Origin of the sequence: Pseudomonas sp. S10E 269, assembly GCF_002798465.1 — a bacterium.
GTDB lineage: Bacteria > Pseudomonadota > Gammaproteobacteria > Pseudomonadales > Pseudomonadaceae > Aquipseudomonas > Aquipseudomonas pergaminensis.
On the sequence record NZ_PHIJ01000001.1, the window covers coordinates 2,217,419 to 2,239,819 of the forward strand.

The following is a 22,401-nucleotide window of genomic DNA, read 5'->3' on the forward strand; positions in this document are numbered from 1 at the left end:
CAGCTCCCACATTTGTTTTGTGGTGCTGGCCGGGCTGGCGTCCGGCTTATTTACGCTGCAACAGCACCGGCAGTTGCGCTACGAGCTTCTGGTTATTCAACGGCGCACGAATAAACCCACGCTGCGTCCCGTCCGGACCGATCAGCGCCAGGTTACCGCTGTGGTCAACGGTGTAGTTCGGTTTGCTGGTGTCGGCCGGTATGAACGGAATGCTGACGGCATTCGAAACCTTCTGCACATCCTCCACGTTCGCGCCGGTCAGACCCTGGAACTGCGGGTCGAAGTAGCCCAGGTACTGCTTGAGCTGGGTCGGCGTATCGCGGTTCGGGTCGACGCTGACCAGGATCACCTGCAGCTTATCCACCGCGTCCTTGGGCAGCTCGCTCTTGATCTGGCGCAGTTGGGCGAGGGTAGTCGGGCAGATGTCCGGGCAGAAGGTGTAGCCGAAAAACAGCAGGCTCCACTTGCCTTTCAACTCATTGACCACCACCGGCTTGCCTTCCTGGTTGGTCATGCTCACTGGCGGCAGCTGGCGGCTTTGCGGCAGCAGGATGATGCCGGCGTCGATCAAGGCAGTGGGGTCGCCCTGGCCCTTGCCCGAGAGCACTTTGTTGACGGTCAGGCCCATGATCAATGCCACCAGGGCCACCAGGATGAAGACAGTTTTTTGAGTTCGAGTCATAGGTTCAACAGTAAGTAGTGGTCTACGAGCAGGGCGATAAACAGCAGCAGCAAGTACCAGATAGAGTACTTGAAGGTGTTGATCGCCGCGTGCGGCCGACCGCCACGGTACAACACCCAGGCCCATTGCAGAAAGCGTCCGCCCAATACCAGTGCACAGGCAAGGTACAGCACGCCGCTCATATGGATCACATAGGGCATCAAGCTCACTGCCAGCAGGGCGAAGGTGTAGAGCAGGATATGCACCTTGGTGTAGTGCTCGCCATGGGTGACCGGCAGCATCGGAATATCGGCCTTGGCGTATTCCTCCTTGCGATGGATGGCCAGGGCCCAGAAGTGCGGCGGCGTCCAGGCGAAGATGATCAGCACCAGCAGCAGGGGTTCGGCGCTGACATGCCCGGTGACGGCGACCCAACCCAACAGTGGCGGCGCCGCGCCGGCCAAGCCTCCGATAACGATATTCTGTGGCGTCGCACGCTTGAGAAAGCCGGTGTAGATCACCGCATAACCGAGCAGCGAAGCCAGCGTCAGCCACGCCGCCAGCGGGTTGGTGAACGCCAGCAACAGCGCCATTCCTGCAACAGCCAGAAACAGTGCAAACGCCAACGCCGCCAGCGGCGACACCCGCCCCTCGGCCAATGGCCGCTTGTGGGTGCGCGCCATCACCGCGTCGATGCGCCGATCCACCACATGGTTGACCGCCGCCGCGCCGCCCGCACACAGGGCAATCCCCAGGTTGCCAAACACCAGCACTGTCCACGGCACGCCGGCGCGAGTCGCCAGGAACATGCCAACCAGCGAGGTGATGAGCATCAGCACCACCACCTTCGGCTTGGTCAGCTCCAGGTAGTCACGCCAGATCGCCTGGCGGTGGTGTGCGCCGATCAAGGTCGCCATGGCATCTCTCCTTTAAGGGTAATGAGGCCCGATACCTGTTTGCGCGGGATAAAACGCCAGCCGAACGGCAGTTGGTTGCGCACCCGGACCAGGCTGGTGCGGGCGTGGTAATTGACCAGCACCAGACTGAGCAACAACGCGGCGCCCCCGGCGTTATGGCCTACAGCCACCGCCAGCGGCAGCCCGAAAGCCACATTGCTCAGGCCCAGGCAGATTTGCGCGGCCAGGGCGACCAGCAATAAGCCCGCCAAACGCGTCATGCCCACCGCGCGCAATTGCCAGGCCAGGCCGAGCAACACCAGGCTGACGATGACGGCGCCGATGCGGTGGGTCAGGTGGATGGCGGTGCGTGCCTCGCTGTCCAGTTGCCCGCCCAGGTAGTTGGGCCCGATGTGCTGGGTGAGATGAAAACCATTGGCGAAATCCGCTGCCGGCCACCACTCGCCATGGCAGGTCGGCAAATCGATACAGGCCACCGCCGCATAGTTCGAACTGACCCAGCCACCCAACGCAATCTGCCCGATCACCAGCACCAGTCCCGCCGTCGCCCAATACTGCAGGCGCTTGGGCACGATCAACGCGGGTAATACGCCGGATAGCCGCAGTGTCAGCAGGAACAGCAGGCTCAAGGTTGCAAAACCGCCCAATAAATGTCCCGTGACCACCTGCGGCCACAGCTTCAGCGTTACCGTCCACATGCCAAACGCCGCCTGGGCGAACACTACCGCCAGCACGAACAGCGGCAACTTCACCGGCTGGCCAGGATCGCGCCGATGGCTCCACGAACGCGCGGCCAGCAGCACGATCAGCAAGCCCAAGGTGCCGGCGAAGTAGCGATGCGTCATTTCCGCCCAACCTTTATCCGCCTCCACCGGCGTATCGGGGAAGTGCAGCTCGGCATGGGCCAACTGGGCTTCGGTCTTGGGCACACTGATAAAGCCGTAGCAGCCGGGCCAGTCCGGGCAGCCGAGGCCGGCGTGGGTCAGGCGCGTATAGGCGCCAAGCAGCACGACGATCAACGCCAGCAAGGTGGCAAACAACGCGAGGCGAAATCCAGGTTTGGCCATGACGATGCCCTTATCCGATGTTGGACAGCTTCAGCAGGTGGCGCAGGTCGTTGAGCAAGTCCTTGCCCTTGACCTTGGCGTCGTAGCGCAGCACCAGGTTGCCGTGGGGGTCGACGATCCAAAGCTGTGCATCGCCCGGTGCTCCGGCGTTTTTGCTGAAGGTCGACAGGTCCAGCGGGAAGCGTTGCAGTTGCGGGTATTCGACCTTGAGCTTGGCGTCATAGTCGCTGCCCAGCGGCTGCGCACTGGCCAAGGCATGGCTGGCGCGGGAGGCATCGCGCCCCAGGCCGATCTGCAATTGCCGCGCGAGGTACACAAGTTGCTGGCAATCGGCAGCACAGGCGGCGGGCGCGGTCACCAGCAGTTGCCAACGTTGCTCATCGGCCTGCACGCCAATGTCGGCGCGGGTCTGGCCGTTGCCGATCATCTCACCGTGGTAGCTGCGGCTTTCCGGCACCCAGAACTGCAGCTTGTACATGAAGGTGGCCAGCGCCATCGGGCCGATCACCATCATCAGGATCAGAATCAGTTGCCAACGGCCTTTGCGCCGGTCAGGCACCTCAGACATGTTGAGTGGATTCATGGCCGCTCCCATGGGGCTTCTCCTTTTTGTTGTGCCATCCGAGATAGAGATAAAGCGCCAGCAGGGCCAGCGACATGGCGAACCACTGCACGGCATACGCCAAGTGTTTTTCCGGCCCCATGGCCACGATCGGCCAAGTGGTTTCGTAGGTGCCAGGGCCGGCTTCGGCCCGCAGCTCGTAGGCAAAGCCGCTGCGCCCCAGCTCTGCCCACAACGCGGCAGGGTGCAGCGCTGTCAGCAAGCGCGGCCATTGCGCACCCGCCGGGTCGGCGTGCAACTGGAAGGTTTCGCCGGGGGCGACATACACCCAGGCATCCAGGTTCAAGGGTTGCTCAGGCGTGCTGAAAACGGGTGGCGTGCGCCGGTCCGGCCAGGGCAGCCAACCGCGATTGAGCAACAGCCACAGGCCGCTGGCCTGGTCATGGAAAGGTTGCAGCAGCTCAACGCCGGCCTTGCCGTCGCGCATGCGGTTGTCGAGGAATACACTGTGTTCGGCGTCGAACTGGCCGCGCAGACGAACGCGGCGGAAGGCCGGGTCCGCCATGTCGCTAAGTTGCGCGCTGCTAATCGGATCTGCCCCGCGCCGCTCGGCGTAGCTGTCCACCAGCAGCTGTTTTTCATGGCCGCGAGACAACTGCCAGAACCCCAGGCCGACCATCAACGGCAGCAGCACCAACACCACCAATGTCGGTGCGATTCCTGGCCGAAAGCATTTTATGGCGCTGGCTATACTTGTTTTCATTGCCCGCCCATCCCGTTGGAGCCAGACCATGCTCAAAGCCGCTATTGCCCTGATGCTGATCGCGACCGTTGTGAGCCTGTTCAGTGGCTTGTTCTTTCTGGTCAAGGACGAGGGCAACTCCAATCGCCTCGTCACTGCCTTGACCGTGCGTGTCGTACTGGCCGTGATCACCGTGGCGCTGATCGCCTGGGGCTTTTTCAGCGGCCAGCTGGTGTCTCACGCACCGTGGTAAGGCTTCTCACAGCACATAGACGAAGAAAAACAGCCCGATCCACACCACATCCACAAAGTGCCAATACCAACTGGCCGCCTCGAAACCGAACTGGTGCTCGGCATTGAAGTGCCCCTTGAGGATGCGCATCAACATCACGAACAGAATGATCGTGCCGATGGTGACGTGGGCACCGTGGAAACCGGTGAGCATGAAGAACGTCGCGCCATACACCCCCGAGCCCAATGTCAGGCCCAGCTCTTTATAAGCGTGGATGTATTCCTCGGCCTGAAACCCCAGGAACGCCAGGCCGAGCAGCACGGTGATCGCCAACCAGAGTTTCAGCGCGCCGCGATGCCCTTTGCGCAGCGCGTGGTGGGCGATGGTGATGGTCACGCTGGAACTCACCAGCAGAATGGTGTTCACCAGCGGCAGGCCCCACGGGCTGATGGTGCCTCCCGGTGCCGGGTACATTTTCGGGTCGGGGTTGTTCAGCAACGGCCAGGCAAACTCAAAGTTCGGCCACAGCATGTGCGCAATGCCCTTTGAGCCTTCACCCGCCAGCCAGGGCGCCGACATGTGCCGCACATAAAACAGCGCACCGAAGAAGGCGATAAAGAACATCACTTCGGAAAAGATGAACCAGGTCATGCCCCAGCGGAAAGAGCGATCCATCTGCGAACTGTACAAACCGGCGCGGCTTTCCTTGATCACCGCGCCGAACCAGCCGAACAGCATGTAGGCCAATAACAGCCCGCCGACGAAAAAGATCCACGGACCGTGGGATTCCGCCCGCGCGGCCTTGAGGTCGTTGAACCACAGGCCCAGCCCGTACACCGTGATCAACAGGCCAAACGTGGCAATTATTGGCCATTTGCTTTGCGCTGGTACGTAGTACGTATCATGAGACGACATGTATTCGCTCTCCTGATTGAGGGGGCAAACAGTAGCTAGCCGCCGCTGTGGGCAGCCACCGGCGGTTGGCGCGCAGTAATATCAAACAGCGTGTACGCCAGGGTCAGATGCTTCACATCCTTGGGCATGTCGCGGTCGACAATGAAACGCACCGGCATCTCGATGCGCTGGCCCGGTTGCAGCACTTGCTGGGTAAAGCAAAAGCACTCGGTCTTGTGGAAGTACATCGCCGCTTCGGCCGGGGAAATACTCGGTACGGCCTGGGCGGTCATGGGTTTGTCGGTGGGGTTGTGGGCCACGAACAACATCTCCGTCACCGCGCCCGGGTTGACCACCACTTCGTCAGCCTTGGCGTAGAAATCCCAGACCATGTCGATGGCGTTGGTGGACAGGAACTGCACCCGCACCTGGCGTGAAGCGTCGACAACCTGTTCACCCTCGTACTGCCCGGCCGTCTTGCCATTGATACCGAACGCTTTGCACATCACGTCGTAGATCGGCACCAGGGCAAAGCCGAAGGCGAACATCGCCACCACCAGGATGAGCAGCCGAGTAACCAGGCGCTTGATAGGCACGGACTCAGCCATGGCGACCACCCCGCTTTTGATTTTCTGTGGGAGCTGGCTTGCCTGCGATAGCGGTGTGCCAAGCACCGAATCTACCCACTGCCACACCCTCATCGCAGGCAAGCCAGCTCCCACAGGAGACCGTGTCGGCCTGCACCAAGGTGTTCATTTCACCTCCGGCGGCGTCGTGAACGTGTGGTACGGCGCAGGCGAAGGAATGCTCCACTCCAGCCCTTCGGCGCCATCCCACGGCTTGGCCGGCGCCGGCGGGCCGCCACGGATGCACTTGATCACGATGAACAGGAAGAAGATCTGCGTTGCGCCAAACATGAACGCACCAATCGACGACACCATGTTGAAGTCGGCGAACTGCAGGTTGTAGTCCGGCACCCGCCGCGGCATGCCCGCCAGCCCGACGAAGTGCATTGGGAAGAACGCCATGTTCATGCCCACGAAAGACAGCCAAAAGTGCAGCTTGCCCAGGGTTTCGTCGTACATGTGGCCGGTCCATTTCGGCAGCCAGTAGTAGGCCGAGGCGAAGATGCCGAAGATCGCGCCGGGCACCAGTACGTAATGGAAGTGCGCTACCACGAAGTAGGTGTCGTGGTACTGGAAGTCCGCCGGCGCAATCGCCAACATCAGCCCGGAGAAGCCACCGATGGTGAACAGGATCACGAACGCCACGGCAAACAGCATCGGCGTCTCGAAGGTCAGCGAGCCTTGCCACATGGTGCTGACCCAGTTGAACACCTTCACCCCCGTCGGCACGGCGATCAGCAGGGTGGCGTACATGAAGAACAACTCGCCCACCAACGGAATGCCCACCACGAACATGTGGTGCGCCCACACGATGAACGACAGGAACGCGATGCTCGCCGTGGCGTAGACCATCGAGGTGTAGCCGAACAGCGGCTTGCGCGAGAAGGTCGGGATGATTGAGCTGACGGCGCCGAAGGCCGGCAGGATCATGATGTACACCTCGGGATGGCCGAAGAACCAGAACACGTGCTGGAACAGCACCGGGTCACCACCGCCAGCCGCACTGAAGAAGCTGGTGCCGAAGTGGATGTCCATCAGCATCATGGTCACGCAACCGGCCAGCACCGGCATTACCGCGATCAGCAGGAACGCGGTGATCAGCCAGGTCCAGACAAACAACGGCATTTTCATCAACGTCATGCCGGGTGCGCGCAGGTTGAGGATGGTCGCGACCACGTTGATCGCGCCCATGATCGAACTGATACCCATGAGGTGGATGGCGAAGATGAAGAACGTCACGCTTTCCGGCGCATAGGTGGTAGAGAGCGGGGCGTAGAAGGTCCAGCCGAAATTCGGCCCGCCGCCGGGGGTGAACAGGGTCGAGACCAGCAGCAGGAACGCCGCCGGCAGCAGCCAGAAGCTGAAGTTATTCATGCGCGGCAGGGCCATGTCCGGCGCACCGATCATCAGCGGGATCATCCAGTTGGCCAGGCCGACGAACGCCGGCATCACCGCGCCGAACACCATGATCAGGCCGTGCATGGTGGTCATCTGGTTGAAGAACGCCGGCTCGACAATCTGCAGGCCGGGTTGGAACAGCTCGGCGCGGATCACCATGGCGAACGAGCCGCCGAGCAAAAACATGGTGAAGGCGAACCACAAGTACAGGGTGCCGATGTCTTTGTGGTTGGTGGTCAGCACCCAGCGCATCAACCCCTTGGCGGGGCCGTGGGCATGGTCGGCGTGACCATGGTCATCGATCACAGCGCTCATGGCCGTTCTCCTGCAAGCGAGTGGGCGGGGCGGGTCGAGGTAAACGCCTTGAGGTAGGTCATTTGCTTTCCGCCTGCTTGATGGCCAGCACGTCTTTAGGCGTGACCATGTCGCCTTTGTTGTTGCCCCACGCATTGCGCTCGTAGGTCACCACGGCGGCGATATCCACTTCCGAAAGCTGCTTGCCAAAGGCCGCCATCGCGGTGCCCGGCTTGCCGTGGTAGACGAGACTCAGGTGGCCTTCTTTTGGCCCTGTCGCGATTTTCGAACCCTTGAGCGCCGGGAACATTGGCGGCAAGCCCTGGCCCTCGGCCTGGTGACAGGCCACGCAGGTGGTGTGGTAGACCTTGTCGCCACGGGCCACCAGCTCTTCCAGCGTCCACTCTTTGGAGGTCAGTTCCTTGAGCTTGGCGGCCTCTTCCTTACGCTCGCCGAGCCAAGTGTCGTAGTCGGCCTTGGACTTGACCTCGACCACGATGGGCATGAACCCGTGGTCCTTGCCGCACAGTTCGGCGCACTGGCCACGGTAGATGCCAGGCTTCTCGATACGGGTCCAGGCCTCGTTGACGAAGCCGGGGATGGCGTCGCGCTTGACCGCAAACGCCGGCACCCACCAGGAATGGATCACGTCGGCAGCCGTCACCAAAAAGCGCACCTTGGCGCCCACCGGCAACACCAGTGGCTGGTCGACTTCCAGCAGGTAGTGTTCGCCCTTGGTGGCCTGGTTGTGGATCTGCTCGGCGGGCGTGGCCAGGTTGCTGAAGAACTCCACGTCCTGGCCCAGGTATTTGTAGTGCCACTTCCACTGGTAACCGGTGACCTGGATATCGATATCCGATTCACTGCTGTCGTAGATATTGATCAGGGTCTTGGTCGCCGGAATGGCCATGGCGACCAGGATCAGCAAGGGCACGACGGTCCAGAGGATCTCCACGGTAGTGCTTTCGTGGAACTTGGCCGCGACCTGGCCCGTGGACCGGCGATGAACGATCATCGACCAGAACATCGCGCCAAACACGATGATGCCGATCACCACACAGATCCAGAATATGGTCATGTGCAGGTCGAACACAGCGTGACTGACTTCTGTCGCCCCTGGCGCCATATTCGTTGTCCAGGCGGCATGTGCCTGGCCGAATACTGACCACAACAGGAGGCCCATCCAAACGTGTGGATGTCGCATCATTGCGGGTTCCCCTTATCGTTCTTGTTATCCCGCCGGTTTGCACCTGCGTCGAAGGGAGCGGCTTCCATACTGCTTACAACCGCTTAGCCTTGCCTGCTTATGCAGTCTGGCGTCATCAGCTAATCGCGTACAAATCCGAGTATAGACAGGCTCTGCAACCCCGCAATGTGTAGGGGCAAATGAGCAAAAATGACCGGTCGGGGCTAATAAAACCGGGTGCGGAATCGTTTATCCGACGAACGATGGCAATTGGATATAACGCAGGCGCATAACCATGAAATAATTATGACAAATGCGTCTTAAGCTCTCGTATAAACGAGCTACCTTATCCTCTCCCTTTTCCTACGCCTGCATCACTGGAGCTTTCATGAACACCGCCGCATTGCGCGAGCAGATTTCCCGTGCCCATCAACACGAAGCCAGCACGGGCCAGCTTGCCCAGCAACTGGAAAAACAATTGCCGCACCTGCATTCGGCCATCTCCCTGGCTGACGGTGATCGCAACATTGTCATGACTCGCTTTGTCACCGCCTACATCGACCTGGTCCCGGACTTGCTGGACGCCGCCAACGATGTGGCCCGCGAGGCGGGTATCGAAAGCCAGATCAAGCCGGTGCTGAAAATTGCCGAGCACTTCTTCCTGCAACCGCCTGCCATCCTCGCCGGCCACGAAGGGCTCGACGGCCTGCTGGATGAGGCCTACCTGGCTCATCGCCTGGTCGAAGAGGTCAACGACCTGTACATCAAGCATTTTGGCCAGCCGTTGATTCCGGCCGACACCACCGTGGCCAATGTCATCGCCCACCAGCTGATCGGCGAAAACTTCGCCAATCAACTGGATGAAGCGGTGCATCACGCGGTGGATGAAATGCTCAACGAAGACAGCTTTGCGCTGGAGTCGGTCGAGACCTATCGCGAACAGCTCAAGAGCCCGGACACGGAAGCCGCGTGGAAGCGCTGGCCGTGCCTGTCGCGACAGCTGGGGGTTGAGTTGGCGCTGGACCAGCCTGCCTGATCCCCCGTTGTAGGCACTGGCTTGCCAGCGATGAGGCCCTTGAACCTAACTGATCTTGCGGGCTTCATCGCCGGCACGCCGGCTCCTACAGGGGTTATCTGCGCTTCAGGCTGGTGCTGAGCCTATCCCCGTCGTCGTCCGCACCCGACCTTCCAACCGGCGCTTCAACCCGCGCGCCTCGATCACCAGCTTCGAGCCCTTGGCCGCATTGGCCCGCCCCCATTCCTCGAGCAGCTCCAGGCAGGAATGGTCGATGTAACTCAGGTTATTGAGCGGCACATGCACAGTGCTGCCCGCCGGTACCGTGGACAGCACCTGGGTCAACGCCGGCACTTTCAGAAAGGTCGCCGCACCGGTCAGGCGCAGCTCCATCTCGCCCTCCTGGGGCAAGTCGATCAGGCTGACCTTGAGCCGCGAAGCCTTGAACGCCAGCTTGACCAAGGTCAAGCCGAAGCCCACCAGCACGCCGGTCAGCAGGTCGGTAAAGATGATCGCCAGCGCCGTGGCCGCATAGGTGAACATCGGCATCCGCCCATAGCGTCCCAATGCCTTGAATGCCTTGACGTCCACCAGCTTGATACCGGTGTACACCAGCACGCCCGCCAGGCTCGCCACCGGGATGCTCTGCAGCACACTCGACAGCAACAGCACGAACGCCAGCAGCCACAGGCCATGGAACATCGCCGACAGGCGCGTGGTAGCACCGGCCTGTACGTTGGCCGAGCTGCGCACGATCACGCCGGTCATCGGCAAGGCACCCACCAGGCCGCAGAGCATGTTGCCTATACCTTGAGCAGACAATTCCTTGTCGAAATCAGAACGCTGACCGCTGTGCATGCGATCCACCGCCGCGGCGGAGAGCAGGGTTTCGGCACTCGCGATAAACGCCACCGCAAACGCGGCAATCAACAGTTGAGGATCTGCAAGATTCAACAGATCGCTGGGGCGCAGCCAATCGATGGCATCGGCAAGATTTTCCGGGACTTCCACGCGCTTGACCTGCAACGCCAGCATCAGGCTGACCACGGTGGTCAGGCCCACACCCAACAAGGCGCCGGGTACAAAGCGCAGCGTCTGTGGGCGGAATTTATCCCAGACGTACATCACCAGCATCGTCGACAACCCGAGCAATCCCGCCTGCCAGCCCAGGCCACCGCCCAGGGTCGGGATCGCCTCCGCCAACGCCGCCGGGAAGCCTGCCAGGTTGTCCAGCCCCGAGGGCTTGGGCGCGCCGTCGAGCATCACGTGAATCTGGGATAGCACAATCAGCACGCCAATCCCTGCCAGCATGCCGTACACCACCGCCGGGGCCGTGACGCGAAACCAGCAGCCCAGGCGCAGACGCCCGGCTACCAGCTGCAGAAAGCCCGCCAGCAACAGGATCGGCCCGAGCATCAGCATGCCGTGCTGGCGCACCAGTTCGAATACCAACACAGCCAAACCGGCCGCCGGACCACTGACCTGCAACGGCGAGCCCGCCAGCCAACCCACCACAAGGCCGCCGATGATCCCGGTGATCAGGCCCTTGGCGGGCGGCATGCCAGAGGCAATCGCGATGCCCATGCACAAGGGCAGGGCAACCAGAAACACAACCACGGAAGCGAGCAGCTCCCGTGGCAATACAGCTTTCAATTGAGCAGCACGCATGATGACTCTCCCGAGGCATTCGCCGGGCGCGGTAAAGCCTGGCTGCGTCCATGGCAGCCACCGCTTTACCCGGCAGGGAAGTGTGTTAGAAGCGCGCTTTAGGCGTCGCGCAAGGGATCGGCCCGTCGCCGCCCAACGGTCGGAACGCCGACTGATCGGCATCGTAGGCGCGGATTTCGCTGGTCTCGATGTTGTAGATCCAGCCATGGATATACAGCTGACCATTGGCCATGCGCGAAGCCACGGAAGGGTGGGTACGCAAATGCTGCAGTTGGGCGATGACGTTTTCTTCGGTCAGCACCTTCATGCTCTCGCCTTCATTGGCACAATCGCAGTTGTCTTCGACCATGGACTTGGCCACCTCAGCGTGTCGCAGCCAGGCCCTGACGGTTGGCATCTTCTCCAGGCTGGCGGGGTTGAGGACCGCACGCATAGCGCCGCAATCGGAGTGCCCGCAAACGATGATGTGCTGCACGCCCAGGGCAAGGACGGCGTACTCGATGGCCGTGGAAACACCGCCGTTCATCTGCCCATAAGGCGGTACGACGTTACCGACGTTACGCGTCACGAACAGATCGCCCGGGGAGCTTTGGGTGATCAGCTCAGGCACGATGCGCGAGTCGGCGCAGGTAATGAACATCGCCCGTGGGCTCTGGGCCGTGGCGAGTTTCTTGAAGAGTTCTTCCTGCTGCGGGAAGACGTCGTGATGGAAATGCAAAAAGCCGTCAACGATATGCTTTAGCGCTGCATCGGCGGTTTCCGCCACTGGAGAGGCAGAAGCCGACGCAGCCAACGGCTGTTTATCCTTGTCACTCATGATTCATCCTCTTGATTAATGCAGGGGAGTTTTCAGGTCAGTTCGACGCTTGGCCAGTGGAAAAGTTGTAAAACGCCAGGGGCCAGAGTGCCGACTCATCAGTCACTCGCTGAACAAGGTAACCGTCGAAACTTAACTCAAACTGAATGAACCGCTCTAGGACGCGGGTTTCAGTGATGTCAAAACGCGACTATCCCTACAAGACCAGGGCATTCCGCCCGTTCAGTCTACAACAAAGCCATCTGTCTGCCGGGTGGACAAAAGGCGCTGCAATCCAGGTTGAAGCCTTCTCGCCGGTTGAGCCCCAGGCGTTTGATCGCCTTGCTGAAGCGCTGGGCGAGCAAATCGGCAAACGGGCCTTCACCACGCATGCGCACACCAAAGCGGCTGTCATACACCTCACCACCGCGCACCTGGCGCACCAGGCTCATGACATGGGCCGCGCGTTGCGGGTAATGGGCCGCCAGCCACTCCTCGAACAATGGGGCCACCTCCAGGGGCAGGCGCAGCATCATGTACGCCGCACTTTGCGCACCCGCCGCGTGGGCTTCGGTCAACAGGCTTTCCAGCTCACTGTCGTTGATCATCGGAATCATCGGCGAACACAGCACACCCACCGGGATCCCCGCGTCGCGCATCACCCGGATCGCCCGCAACCGCGCCTTGGGCGCCGCCGTACGTGGCTCCAGGATGCGCTTGAGTTCGTCGTCCAGGCTGGTAAGGCTGATCATCACGGCCACCAGTCGCTGGCGGGCCAGTTCGGTGAGCAGGTCCAGATCGCGCAAAATCAGCGATCCTTTTGTGATGATCGTTACCGGGTGGCGATAGCGCAGCAGGACTTCCAGGGTTCGCCGGGTGATCTTGTACTCGCGCTCGATCGGCTGGTACGGGTCGGTATTGGAGCCCAGGTTGATCGGCGCACACACGTAGCCCGGCTTCGACAGTTGCTGTTCCAGCACATCGGCGGCATTGGTCTTGGCGATCAACCGGGTCTCGAAATCCAACCCCGGCGACATGTCCCAATAGGCATGGCTGGGCCGTGCATAGCAGTAGATACAGCCATGCTCGCAGCCACGGTAGGGGTTGATCGAGCGATCAAAGGGCAAGTCCGGCGAGTTGTTGCGGGTGATGATGGTCTTGGCCGTCTCTATGCGCACTTCGGTGCCCTGGGTCGGCGGCACTTCCTGGAACCAGCCGTCATCCTCGACCACGCTGACCGTGGGCGAAAAGCGGTTATGCAGGTTGGTGGCCGTGCCCCGGCCTCGGGGTGGCAGCGGAGTAAACATGAAAGCGCCTCAATACTGTTTTTATATACAGTATCGAGGCGCAAGGTTTCTGACCAGTGCCGTTTGGCGGCCAGGGAAGGATCAGTGCTTTTGTGTTACCTGCCCCAAGTCATCGCCGGAGGTAGTGCGCATATCGTTCTTGCGCAGGTCCGCCACTTCGCTGGCGTTGACTGGCGCGCCCTTGTTGCCCCAACTGCCACGAATGAAACTGACCACATCGGCGACTTCCTGATCCGACAGGCGCCAGGCGAACGCCGGCATGGTGAAGGTGGATGGCGCCGCGTGGGTCGCCGGCAAGGTGCCGCCGTTCAACACGATGTTGATCAATGACGTGGCATCCGCCGTCTGCAGCACCGGGTTGCCCGCCAACGCCGGGAACACACGTGTATAACCATGGCCATCGGTACGGTGGCAGGCGGCGCAGTTGTCGATGTACACCGAGGCGCCACGCTGACTGTCATCGCCTTTCCACAGGGCATCCGCTGCCTGCTTGTCGTACTGGTGCGGCTGATCCTTGGGGTCCACCGCCGGCAGGCTCTTGAGGTAACGGGCGATCGCCGTCAGGTCATTTTCCGACATGTACTGCATGCTATGGACGACAACATCGCTCATGCCGCCAAACACCGCGCTGCGATCACTGCGACCGGTCTTGAGGAATTGCACCAGTTGCTCCTCGCTCCAACTGCCCAGGCCGTCCTTGTGGTCACCGCGCAGGCTCTTGGCGATCCAGCCTTCCAGCGGCGCACTGCCGGACAGGAAAGCGTTGCCATCAGTGGCGCTCAGGGCTTTTTCCTGCATGGTCAACGCCCGTGGCGTATGGCACGCGCCGCAGTGGCCGAGGCCTTCCACCAAATAGGCACCGCGGCTGATCACCGGGTCGGCAGTGGCTTGCGCCGGGTGCTCCTCGACAGCCGGCGCGAACATCCAGCGCCACGCCGCCAGCGGCCAACGCATGCTCAAGGGCCACGGAATATCGCTGTCCTTGTTCTCCTGGGCAACGGGCTCAACGCCCTTCATGAAGTACGTGTACAACGCCTTCATGTCGCTGTCGCTGACGCGAGCATATGACGGGTAGGGCATCGCTGGGTAAAGGGTACTACCGCTCTTGGCGACGCCATGGCGCACGGCCTTGTCGAAGTCTTCGAAGCTGTAGTCGCCCAGGCCGGTCTTGTCCGGAGTGATGTTGGTGGAATAGATCACGCCAATGGGGGTTTCCATTGGCAGGCCACCGGCGAAGGGCTTGCCACCCTTGGCAGTGTGGCAGGCCACGCAGTCACCGGCGCGTGCCAGGTATTCGCCTTGCTTGATCACGTCGGTTTCGGCGGCGCTCACTGAGCAACTGCTGAAAAGGGCGAAGGTGGCGATAACAAGTGCTTTCATGGTCATCGCTCCTTATGCCTGAACCAGTGGGCCGGGGTTTTTCAGGTACTGCTCGCGGATTGCCCGGGCCGACCAGTAGGTCAGCGCCGCCACCAGGCCGGTAGGGTTGTAGCCCAAGCCTTGTGGGAAAGCGGATGCGCCTGGGACAAACACATTGTGCACATCCCAGCACTGCAGATAACGGTTCAGCGCGCTGGTTTTCGGGTCGGTGCCCATGATCGCGCCGCCGTTGAGGTGGGTGGTCTGGTAGGACGCTGTATTGAAGTGCTCACCGACCTTTTTGCCCAACACCGCAATCGCCTTGGGGTTCATCGCCTCGGCGACCTTGCCCATTTTCTCGACCATGAAGCGGTTCATCTTGATGTCGTTTTCCTGCCAGTCGAACGTCATGCGCAGCAACGGTAGGCCATAGGCATCGCGGTAAACCGGGTCCAGATCCAGGTAGTTGCCCCGGTAGGATTGATGGGCGCCATGGGCATCCATCGACACTTGGTGGGTGTAGTAATCGGCGGTGGCGCGCTTCCAGGCGCTGCCCCACGCCGGAGTACCCGGCGGGTTCGAGGTGCCGGCAATAGGTCGGCTGCCAGCCTGGTTCACCCACATCGGCGAACCGCCCACAAAGCCGTGGGGCCCATGGTCGAAGTTGTCGGCGTTGAAGTCATCGATGGCCACGCCATTGCCGCCCGCACCGATGAAGTTGTTGGTGTGGGTGTCCTTGTCGAAGAACGCCTTGATGGTCGCCATGTTCTGGTAGGCGAAGTTCCTGCCCACCACGCCTTCATTGGTAATCGGGTCGTACGGCTTGCCGATACCGGAGAGCAGCATCAAACGCACGTTATGGAACTGGAACGCGCCGAGGATCACCAAGTCCGCCGGTTGCTCGCATTCGCGGCCCTGGGCGTCGATGTAGGTCACGCCGGTGGCTTTGCGCTTGGTGCTGTCGAGGTTGACCTTGAGCACGTGGGAATTGGGCCGCAGCTCAAAGTTCGGCACCTGGCGCAACGCCGGCAGGATATTCACGTTCGGCGAGGCTTTGGAATACATGTAGCACACGTAGCCACTGCAGAAGCCGCAGAAATTGCACGGGCCCATCTGCGCACCATAAGGGTTGGTGTAGGGCCCCGAGGTATTGGCTGACGGCAGGTTGTAAGGCTTATACCCGACGCTGGCCGCCGCTTTCTGAAACAGCTGTGCGGAGACGGTGTTCTTCTGCGCTTCCAATGGGAACGGGTTGGAGCGATCCGGTGCATAAGGGTTGCCGCCACGGCCTTCGCCGACCAACTGGCCCTTCACGGTCCAGGCTTGGCCGGACGTACCGAAGACTTTTTCCGCATAGTCGAAAAACGGCTCCAGCTCTTCATAGCTCACGCCGAAGTCCTGGATGGTCATGTCCTTGGGGATGAAGTTTTTCCCGTAGCGTTCCTCGTAGTGGCTGCGCATACGCAGTTCAATTGGATCGACACGGAAATGCACCCCCGACCAGTGCAGGCCCGCGCCGCCCACGCCGTTGCCCGGCAAGAACGCACCCAACTGACGGTTAGGCAGGGCAACATCATTCACGCTATGACGAATGGTCACCGTCTCCTTGGAGATGTCCTGAAAGAGCTTCTTACGCACGCTGTAGGTCAGTTCGTCGATGACCTGGGGATAGTTGCCGTCCGGGTATGTGTCCTGCATCGGGCCGCGCTCCAGCGCAACCACGTTGAGGCCCGCTTCCGTCAGTTCCTTGGCCATAATCGCGCCGGTCCAGCCGAAGCCTACGATCACTGCATCCACTTTCTTCATGATGGTCGCCACGCTTATGCCCTCTCGCCGCGGATTGAAACGGCCGGGAAGGGGTACTGCTCGTTGCGTTCCACCCAGTCCATGAAATCGGCGCGGGCGCCGGGGAAACCGATCATGGTCCAGCCGACCATGCCTTTATTGCCGCCGTGGATCGGGTCGCAGAAGAACCCTTCCTTGGTGTTTTGCAGTAACAGGTTGAAGAAAATCTTCGGCGGCACCGCGTCAAAATGCGCGGTCACCTCACTGCCGCCGGCTTCGAGACGGTGCAACATATCGTCTCGGGTAGCGCTGTCTTGCGCAGCAAAAGCCTTACCGTTGAACGCCTTCGACCAGGCATCCGTCGCGGCAATGCCCAGGCGATAGATGTCCTTGGGCACCAGTTTGCTCTGCCAGCCCATTTCCGGCGGCGCGTCGGCGTTGAACGGGCCCTGCATGAACCACAACGCACCGCTGGCGTAAGGGGTATTCATCTGGCGGTCGATGTATTCCGGCGCACCCGCTTCCAGGGCACCCGGGCCTTGGGCATCGGCGGGGATCAAGCGCTCGACGGCGGCGTTGATAAACGCCCATTCCTCGGCGGTGAAGTACGTGGGCTCGTAGGCCTTTTCGCTCGCCACAGGCTTGGCGGGCGCCGCCTGGGCCGGCTCGGGCGTAGCCATCAGCATCGAACCGCCAAGGCCGGTGCTGGCAACCGTGACCACCGGGATCAAGGTCAAGGATTTGCGCAAAAAGTCACGCCGGGGGTTGTCTTGATCTTGATCAGACATGGTGGCACCTCATCATGTGGTCACGGGTTATCAGCCGCTTCTGGGAGCGGCTTCTGATTTTTTTCAGCAGCGAATTGGATCCAACCGACCCAAGGAGATAGAACGCAGCGGCAATCAATAGTTACAAATGATAGCAGGCTAAGGATGTAGAGAATCGATTCAGCGACCTAAGTCGAATAAATGCGGGCAAAAAAAGTGGGAGGAGGCTTGCTCCCGATGGTGGTTTATCAATGCCAATAGGCTGGCTGATACACCACCATCAGGGGCAAGCCCCCTCCCACATTAGGTCTGCGTACGCTGGCTAGTCTTTTTTCAGCTTCGGATTAGGAAAGAACTGCACCGCCTGCACTTTCGGGTCCGCAGGGGCTTTCAACGCCGAGTTATTCACCCGGGTGCCCAATTCCTTGGGCACCGACAGACCCTGGTCATTCAAGGTGTCGGTGTAACCGCACGCCACGCACTCACGGTGTGGCACGTTGTCTTCGGTCCACATCTTCAGCTTGTCCGGCTCACTGCACGCCGGGCAGACCGCCCCGGCGATAAATTGCTTTTTGGTAATCACAGGCCCTTCACTCATGCTGCCGCGTCCTCACTCAGGCCGCTGTGGCGCAAGAGTGCGTCAATCGACGGCGCACGTCCGCGGAAGTCGACGAACAGCACCATTGGCGCCTGGGAGCCGCCACGCGCGAGGATGGCTTCGCGGAAGGCGCGGCCGGTTTCGGCATTGAGCACGCCGTCTTCCTCGAACTTGGAGAAGGCATCTGCCGACAGCACTTCAGCCCACTTGTAGCTGTAGTAACCCGCGGCGTAACCGCCCGCAAAGATGTGAGCAAAGCTGTTGGGGAAGCGATTGTAGGCCGGCGGACGCATCACCGACACCTCATCGCGCACGCCTTCCAGCACCTGCGCCACACTGCGGCCATCACCGTGAGTGGCATGCAGTTCGAAGTCGAACAGCGAGAATTCCAGCTGGCGCACCATCATCAGGCCGGACTGGAAATTCTTCGCCGCGAGCATTTTTTCCAGCAGATCCTGTGGCAATGGCTCGCCGGTTTCATAGTGACCGGAGATCAGCGCCAGGCCTTCGGGCTCCCAGCACCAGTTCTCCATGAACTGGCTCGGCAGCTCCACCGCATCCCAGGCCACGCCGTTGATGCCGGACACGCCAGCGTGTTCAACGCGGGTCAGCAGGTGATGCAGGCCGTGGCCGAATTCGTGGAACAGCGTGGTGACTTCATCGTGGGTCAGCAGGGCAGGCTTGCCGCTGTCAGCCGGGGTGAAGTTGCACACCAGGTTGGCCACCGGGCTTTGCAGTACACCGTCGATCGTGCGGCGACGGTCGCGGGCGCCGTCCATCCAGGCACCGCCACGCTTGTTGGCGCGGGCGTAGAGGTCGAAGAAGAAGCGACCGACATGCTGGCCGTTTTCCTTGATTTCAAACAGGCGGACATCCGGGTGCCAGGTGTCGAAGCCTTTCTGCTCGGCGATCTCGATGCCGTACAGGCGCTGCACAATGGCGAACAGGCCGCCCAGCACTTTGTCGATCGGGAAGTAGGCGCGCAGGGCTTCCTGGGAGACGCTGTAGCGCTGCTCACGGAGTTTCTCGCCGTAGAAACCGCTGTCCCAGCTTTGCAGGTCGGCGCAACCTTGTTCGGCGGCGTAGGCCTTGAGCTGTTGCAGGTCCTGGACGGCAAACGGCTTGCTGCGCTTGGCCAGGTCGCGCAGGAAGCTCAGCACCTGGTCACTGGACTCGGCCATCTTGGTCGCCAGGCTCAGTTCGGAGAACGACGCGTAACCGAGCAACTGGGCCAGCTCCTGACGCAGGTCGAGGATCTGTTCCATCACTGGGCCGTTATCGTTCTGACCGGCATTCGGGCCTTGGTCAGACGCTCGGGTGCAGTAGGCCGCGTAGACCTCTTCACGCAGGGCACGATCCTGGGCGTAGGTCATCACCGCGTAGTAGCTCGGGAATTCCAGGGTGATCAGCCAGCCGTCGAGGCCTTTGGCCTGGGCAGCGGCAGCCATCTGCGCCTTGGCCGAGTCGGTCAGGCCGGCGAGGGTGGCCTCATCAGTCACGTGTTTGGTCCAGGCCTGGGTGGCGTCCAGCAACTGGTTGGAAAATTTGCTGCCCAACTCGGACAGTTTGCTCTGCACTTCGGCGTAGCGCTTTTGCTGCTCGGGCGGCAGATCGATGCCGGACAGGCGGAAGTCACGCAGCGAGTGTTCCAGGATAGTTTTCTGCGCCACATCGAAACCGGCGGCTTCCGGGCTGTTGGCCAGGGCTTCGAAGGCCTGGAACAACGCGCGGTTCTGGCCCATCTCGGTGGAGTAGGCGCTCAACGCCGGCAGGCAGCCTTCATAGGCTTCGCGCAGTTCGGCGCTGTTGCACACGGCATTGAGGTGGCTGACCGGGCTCCAGGCAGCACCGAGGCGGTCATTCAGTTCGTCCATGGCCAGGACCAGGCCGGCCCATGTCGGATTTTTACCCTGGCTGTGCAGGATGCCTTCGATGGCAACGCGGTTGTCGGCGAGGATCTGTTCAATGGCCGGCTGGACGTGCTCGGCACGGATCGCCGAGAACGGCGGCAGGTCGTAGGACTGCAGAAGAGGGTTGTTCGCGCTCACGGTTGGCACCTTGGCTGAAGAAACATGTAAGAACAAAGATGGGGCCATCTTAATTACAATCAACGTCCACCGCAGCTATCAGCAGAAGAGAGAGAGGCTATCGTGACCCTTCGCACCTATCAGAACCACACGCCAGCCCTGGGCGCCGGGGCTTTTGTCGATATCTCGGCGGTGGTGATCGGCGACGTCGAAATCGGCGCCGACAGCTCGGTCTGGCCGCTGACCGTGATCCGCGGCGACATGCACCGCATCCGCATCGGTGCGCGCACCAGCGTGCAGGACGGCTGCGTGCTGCACATCACCCACGCCGGTCCCTTTAACCCGGACGGCTTCCCGCTGTTGATCGGCGACGACGTGACCATCGCCCACAAAGTCATGCTGCATGGCTGCACCGTGGGCAACCGCATCCTGATCGGCATGGGCAGCATCGTGATGGACGGCGCCGTGGTGGAAGACGACGTGATCATCGGCGCTGGCAGCCTGGTGCCGCCAGGCAAGAAACTCGAAAGCGGCTTCTTGTACGTGGGCAGCCCGGTTAAACAAATCCGCCCACTGACTGACAAGGAGCGCGCCTTTTTCACCTACAGCGCCGCGAACTACGTGAAGCTCAAAGACCTGCACCTGGCTGAAGGATTCGACCGATGACCCTGCACTACCAAACCGTGCTGTTCGACCTGGACGGCACCCTCACCGACCCGCGCGAAGGCATCACCCGCTCGATCCAGTACGCCCTCGGCAAACTCGGCATTGATGAGCCGGACCTGACCAAGCTGGAACACTTCATCGGCCCACCCTTGCTGCAAGCCTTCATGCAGTTCTACGGCTTTGACGAGGCCAAGGCCTGGGAAGCGGTGAATTTCTATCGCGAGCGCTTCAAGGTCACCGGCCTGTATGAAAACCGTGTGTTCGACGGCGTGATGCCGCTGTTGGAAGACCTGAGCGGCCAAGGTCGCCAGCTGTACGTGGCGACGTCCAAGCCGTGGGTATTTGCCCGCGAGATCGCTCGGCACTTCGATTTCGCCAAGCACTTCAAGGTGATCTACGGCAGCGAATTGGATGGCACACGCACCAATAAGGTCGAGCTGATTGCCCATTTGATCAACGAAGAGCATCTGGACCCGGCCACCACCCTGATGATTGGTGACCGCAAGCATGACCTGATCGGTGCGCGCAGCAATGGGCTGGATTCGGCAGCGGTGGGGTATGGGTTCGGCAGCTTTGAAGAATTGAATGCCGAGGCGCCGACTTGGCATTTTGAGACATTGGCGCAGATGCACCAGGCATTTTTGCAGCGGCCTTAAAATAGCTATCGCAGGCAAGCCAGCTCCCACAGTTGAAAGCGTTCTCATGTTGAAAATCGGTCAACTGTGGGAGCTGGCTTGCCTGCGATGGCCCTAAAGGCCACCACCTTGCAAGTGCCTCAACGCCGCCTTGCGCTGCTCCACCGGCAACCCTCCCAACCGTTCCACCGCCGCATAAAACCTCACCCAATCCCCACCTTCCTGCGCAAACAACGCCGCAAACGCCGGCACCCACTGGTCGTACAGCCCAAATGGCAACAGCCGCGCATTGTTCATGGGCTGGTTGATCCAGGCGTCATAACGTTTATCGCCGCCCCATTGGCTGTCGCGCAGTTGCCGGTAATCGCTGCGCAAACGCTCGAATTGCGCCGCCTTGGCCTGACGCATCGCATCCTCAGCCAAGGGTTGGGCGTAGAGCGTTTGCAAGCGTTGGCGGGTATCGAGGACCAACTGGATAAACTGGTCACGCTGTTTGGACGTGGACAAGCTATCAGGCGCCAGCCCCCGCGCAGCGCGCCATTGGCGTGTACCTTCCTGCTCGACGAAATTGGCAAACGACTCATTGAACTCGGTGTCGTCCTTCACATAGAAACGCTGGTGCGCCAGCTCATGGAAGATCAGCGTGGCCAGGCGTTCATCGCCCCAGTTCATCATTGAATTCATGATCGGGTCGTTGAACCAACCCAAGGTGGAATACGCCTCGACGCCGCCTATCGAGACGTCCATGCCCTGCTGCTTCAGCAACGCAGCCTCGCCACGCGCCGCGCCCTGGTTGTAATAGCCGCGATAGGCCACACAGCCGGCGATGGGGAAGCAATGGGTTTCGGGGGATAAGGAAAATTCCTGCGTGGCAAAGACGTTCCAGACCACATAGGGCCGGCCGATGTCGGCGTACAACCTGTAACTCTGGTTGTCAGGCAGGTGCAGGTGTTCACTGGCGAACGTGCGCGCCTTTTGCGATTGCACCAGGTGCTCGCGCAATAAGGCAGGGCGGGAGGGGTCGCCAATCACCTGAGCCACCGGCTCCCTGGCCCGCAGCAACTGCCACTGACCGCTGGCCAATTGACCGTAGTAACTGACACTGGAGCAGCCGCTGAGCAGCACAACCATCAACCCTGGAAGAAAACGCCTGACCATGCCCCGACCACTCCTGGGTAATTTGCTCGCCAGACTATCGT

Annotated in this window: 22 protein-coding genes; 4 read left to right on the forward strand and 18 right to left on the reverse strand. The window is 61.0% G+C overall.

Annotated features, from left to right (window positions below):
- Nucleotides 1–46: 46 nt before the first annotated feature.
- From CWC48_RS10225 to CWC48_RS10245, 5 genes are read right to left on the reverse strand one after another with little or no spacing between them, the layout of a single operon-like run.
- Entirely contained in the window at nucleotides 47–682 is a 636-nt protein-coding gene (locus tag CWC48_RS10225; RefSeq protein WP_100491811.1) for an SCO family protein, read from the reverse strand.
- Nucleotides 679–1,578 carry a heme o synthase gene (gene cyoE, locus CWC48_RS10230; protein ID WP_099493313.1) on the reverse strand — a complete coding sequence of 300 codons (900 nt, stop codon included), beginning with the start codon at nucleotides 1,576–1,578 and terminating at the stop codon, nucleotides 679–681. The genes CWC48_RS10225 and cyoE overlap by 4 nt, the downstream gene beginning before the upstream one ends.
- The gene (locus CWC48_RS10235) at nucleotides 1,566–2,645 is read right to left on the reverse strand and encodes a heme A synthase (protein WP_099493312.1); all 1,080 of its coding nucleotides are present in this window, start codon (nucleotides 2,643–2,645) and stop codon (nucleotides 1,566–1,568) included. Before CWC48_RS10235 ends, cyoE begins: the two co-directional genes overlap by 13 nt.
- Before the next feature lie 10 nt (nucleotides 2,646–2,655).
- Entirely contained in the window at nucleotides 2,656–3,240 is a 585-nt protein-coding gene (locus CWC48_RS10240; RefSeq protein ID WP_078050842.1) for a hypothetical protein, read from the reverse strand.
- A complete protein-coding gene (locus CWC48_RS10245) occupies nucleotides 3,206–3,970 on the reverse strand; it encodes an SURF1 family protein (protein WP_078046241.1) in 765 nt (254 codons plus the stop codon). The genes CWC48_RS10240 and CWC48_RS10245 overlap by 35 nt, the downstream gene beginning before the upstream one ends.
- 28 nt (nucleotides 3,971–3,998) lie before the next feature.
- Here CWC48_RS10245 and CWC48_RS10250 point away from each other — a divergent pair, with 28 nt between their 5' ends.
- The gene (locus tag CWC48_RS10250) at nucleotides 3,999–4,202 is read left to right on the forward strand and encodes a twin transmembrane helix small protein (RefSeq protein ID WP_016978774.1); all 204 of its coding nucleotides are present in this window, start codon (nucleotides 3,999–4,001) and stop codon (nucleotides 4,200–4,202) included.
- A 6-nt stretch (nucleotides 4,203–4,208) separates the two neighbouring features.
- Here the strand turns inward: CWC48_RS10250 and CWC48_RS10255 are convergent, their stop codons facing one another.
- The 4 genes from CWC48_RS10255 to coxB all read right to left on the reverse strand — a co-directional run bounded on the left by CWC48_RS10255 (nucleotide 4,209) and on the right by coxB (nucleotide 8,600).
- On the reverse strand, nucleotides 4,209–5,096 hold the full coding sequence (locus CWC48_RS10255; protein ID WP_100491812.1) for a cytochrome c oxidase subunit 3: 888 nt from the start codon (nucleotides 5,094–5,096) through the stop codon (nucleotides 4,209–4,211).
- Between the two features lie 35 nt (nucleotides 5,097–5,131).
- Nucleotides 5,132–5,683 (reverse strand): cytochrome c oxidase assembly protein, encoded by a 552-nt coding sequence (locus CWC48_RS10260; RefSeq protein ID WP_025999925.1) that lies wholly within the window; start codon nucleotides 5,681–5,683, stop codon nucleotides 5,132–5,134.
- Nucleotides 5,684–5,827: 144 nt separating this feature from the next.
- Complete coding sequence (gene ctaD / locus CWC48_RS10265; protein ID WP_078046240.1) at nucleotides 5,828–7,414, reverse strand: cytochrome c oxidase subunit I; 1,587 nt, start codon at nucleotides 7,412–7,414, stop codon at nucleotides 5,828–5,830.
- Nucleotides 7,415–7,472: 58 nt separating this feature from the next.
- Entirely contained in the window at nucleotides 7,473–8,600 is a 1,128-nt protein-coding gene (gene coxB / locus CWC48_RS10270; RefSeq protein WP_078046239.1) for a cytochrome c oxidase subunit II, read from the reverse strand.
- A 367-nt stretch (nucleotides 8,601–8,967) separates the two neighbouring features.
- Here coxB and CWC48_RS10275 point away from each other — a divergent pair, with 367 nt between their 5' ends.
- Nucleotides 8,968–9,615: a hypothetical protein gene (locus tag CWC48_RS10275; RefSeq protein WP_100491813.1), complete on the forward strand. Its 648-nt coding sequence runs from the start codon at nucleotides 8,968–8,970 to the stop codon at nucleotides 9,613–9,615.
- 105 nt (nucleotides 9,616–9,720) lie between these two features.
- Here CWC48_RS10275 and CWC48_RS10280 read toward each other — a convergent pair whose 3' ends face one another.
- The 8 genes from CWC48_RS10280 to prlC all read right to left on the reverse strand — a co-directional run bounded on the left by CWC48_RS10280 (nucleotide 9,721) and on the right by prlC (nucleotide 19,922).
- On the reverse strand, nucleotides 9,721–11,262 hold the full coding sequence (locus CWC48_RS10280) for a SulP family inorganic anion transporter (protein ID WP_100491814.1): 1,542 nt from the start codon (nucleotides 11,260–11,262) through the stop codon (nucleotides 9,721–9,723).
- Between the two features lie 85 nt (nucleotides 11,263–11,347).
- Nucleotides 11,348–12,079, reverse strand: a complete 732-nt coding sequence (locus CWC48_RS10285; protein ID WP_078046236.1) for a carbonic anhydrase — start codon at nucleotides 12,077–12,079, stop codon at nucleotides 11,348–11,350.
- Nucleotides 12,080–12,306: 227 nt separating this feature from the next.
- Complete coding sequence (locus CWC48_RS10290) at nucleotides 12,307–13,365, reverse strand: PA0069 family radical SAM protein (RefSeq protein WP_100491815.1); 1,059 nt, start codon at nucleotides 13,363–13,365, stop codon at nucleotides 12,307–12,309.
- A gap of 81 nt (nucleotides 13,366–13,446) precedes the next feature.
- Nucleotides 13,447–14,745, reverse strand: a complete 1,299-nt coding sequence (locus CWC48_RS10295) for a cytochrome c (RefSeq protein WP_099493308.1) — start codon at nucleotides 14,743–14,745, stop codon at nucleotides 13,447–13,449.
- A 12-nt stretch (nucleotides 14,746–14,757) separates the two neighbouring features.
- The gene (locus tag CWC48_RS10300; RefSeq protein WP_078046233.1) at nucleotides 14,758–16,542 is read right to left on the reverse strand and encodes a GMC family oxidoreductase; all 1,785 of its coding nucleotides are present in this window, start codon (nucleotides 16,540–16,542) and stop codon (nucleotides 14,758–14,760) included.
- A 2-nt stretch (nucleotides 16,543–16,544) separates the two neighbouring features.
- Nucleotides 16,545–17,297, reverse strand: coding sequence for a gluconate 2-dehydrogenase subunit 3 family protein (locus CWC48_RS10305; protein ID WP_100491816.1), 753 nt, complete (start codon nucleotides 17,295–17,297; stop codon nucleotides 16,545–16,547).
- A gap of 301 nt (nucleotides 17,298–17,598) precedes the next feature.
- Nucleotides 17,599–17,874, reverse strand: coding sequence for a YheV family putative zinc ribbon protein (locus tag CWC48_RS10310; RefSeq protein ID WP_100491817.1), 276 nt, complete (start codon nucleotides 17,872–17,874; stop codon nucleotides 17,599–17,601).
- Nucleotides 17,871–19,922, reverse strand: coding sequence for an oligopeptidase A (prlC, locus tag CWC48_RS10315; protein WP_100491818.1), 2,052 nt, complete (start codon nucleotides 19,920–19,922; stop codon nucleotides 17,871–17,873). Before prlC ends, CWC48_RS10310 begins: the two co-directional genes overlap by 4 nt.
- Before the next feature lie 102 nt (nucleotides 19,923–20,024).
- On the opposite strand from prlC, the gene CWC48_RS10320 reads away from it, so the two are divergent.
- Together CWC48_RS10320 and CWC48_RS10325 are read left to right on the forward strand one after the other, a co-directional pair.
- A complete protein-coding gene (locus tag CWC48_RS10320) occupies nucleotides 20,025–20,567 on the forward strand; it encodes a gamma carbonic anhydrase family protein (RefSeq protein WP_016978759.1) in 543 nt (180 codons plus the stop codon).
- Nucleotides 20,564–21,223, forward strand: coding sequence for an HAD family hydrolase (locus tag CWC48_RS10325; protein WP_078046229.1), 660 nt, complete (start codon nucleotides 20,564–20,566; stop codon nucleotides 21,221–21,223). Before CWC48_RS10320 ends, CWC48_RS10325 begins: the two co-directional genes overlap by 4 nt.
- Nucleotides 21,224–21,316: 93 nt before the next feature.
- Here the strand turns inward: CWC48_RS10325 and CWC48_RS10330 are convergent, their stop codons facing one another.
- Nucleotides 21,317–22,360, reverse strand: a complete 1,044-nt coding sequence (locus tag CWC48_RS10330) for an aminopeptidase (protein WP_100491819.1) — start codon at nucleotides 22,358–22,360, stop codon at nucleotides 21,317–21,319.
- Nucleotides 22,361–22,401 lie beyond the last annotated feature (41 nt).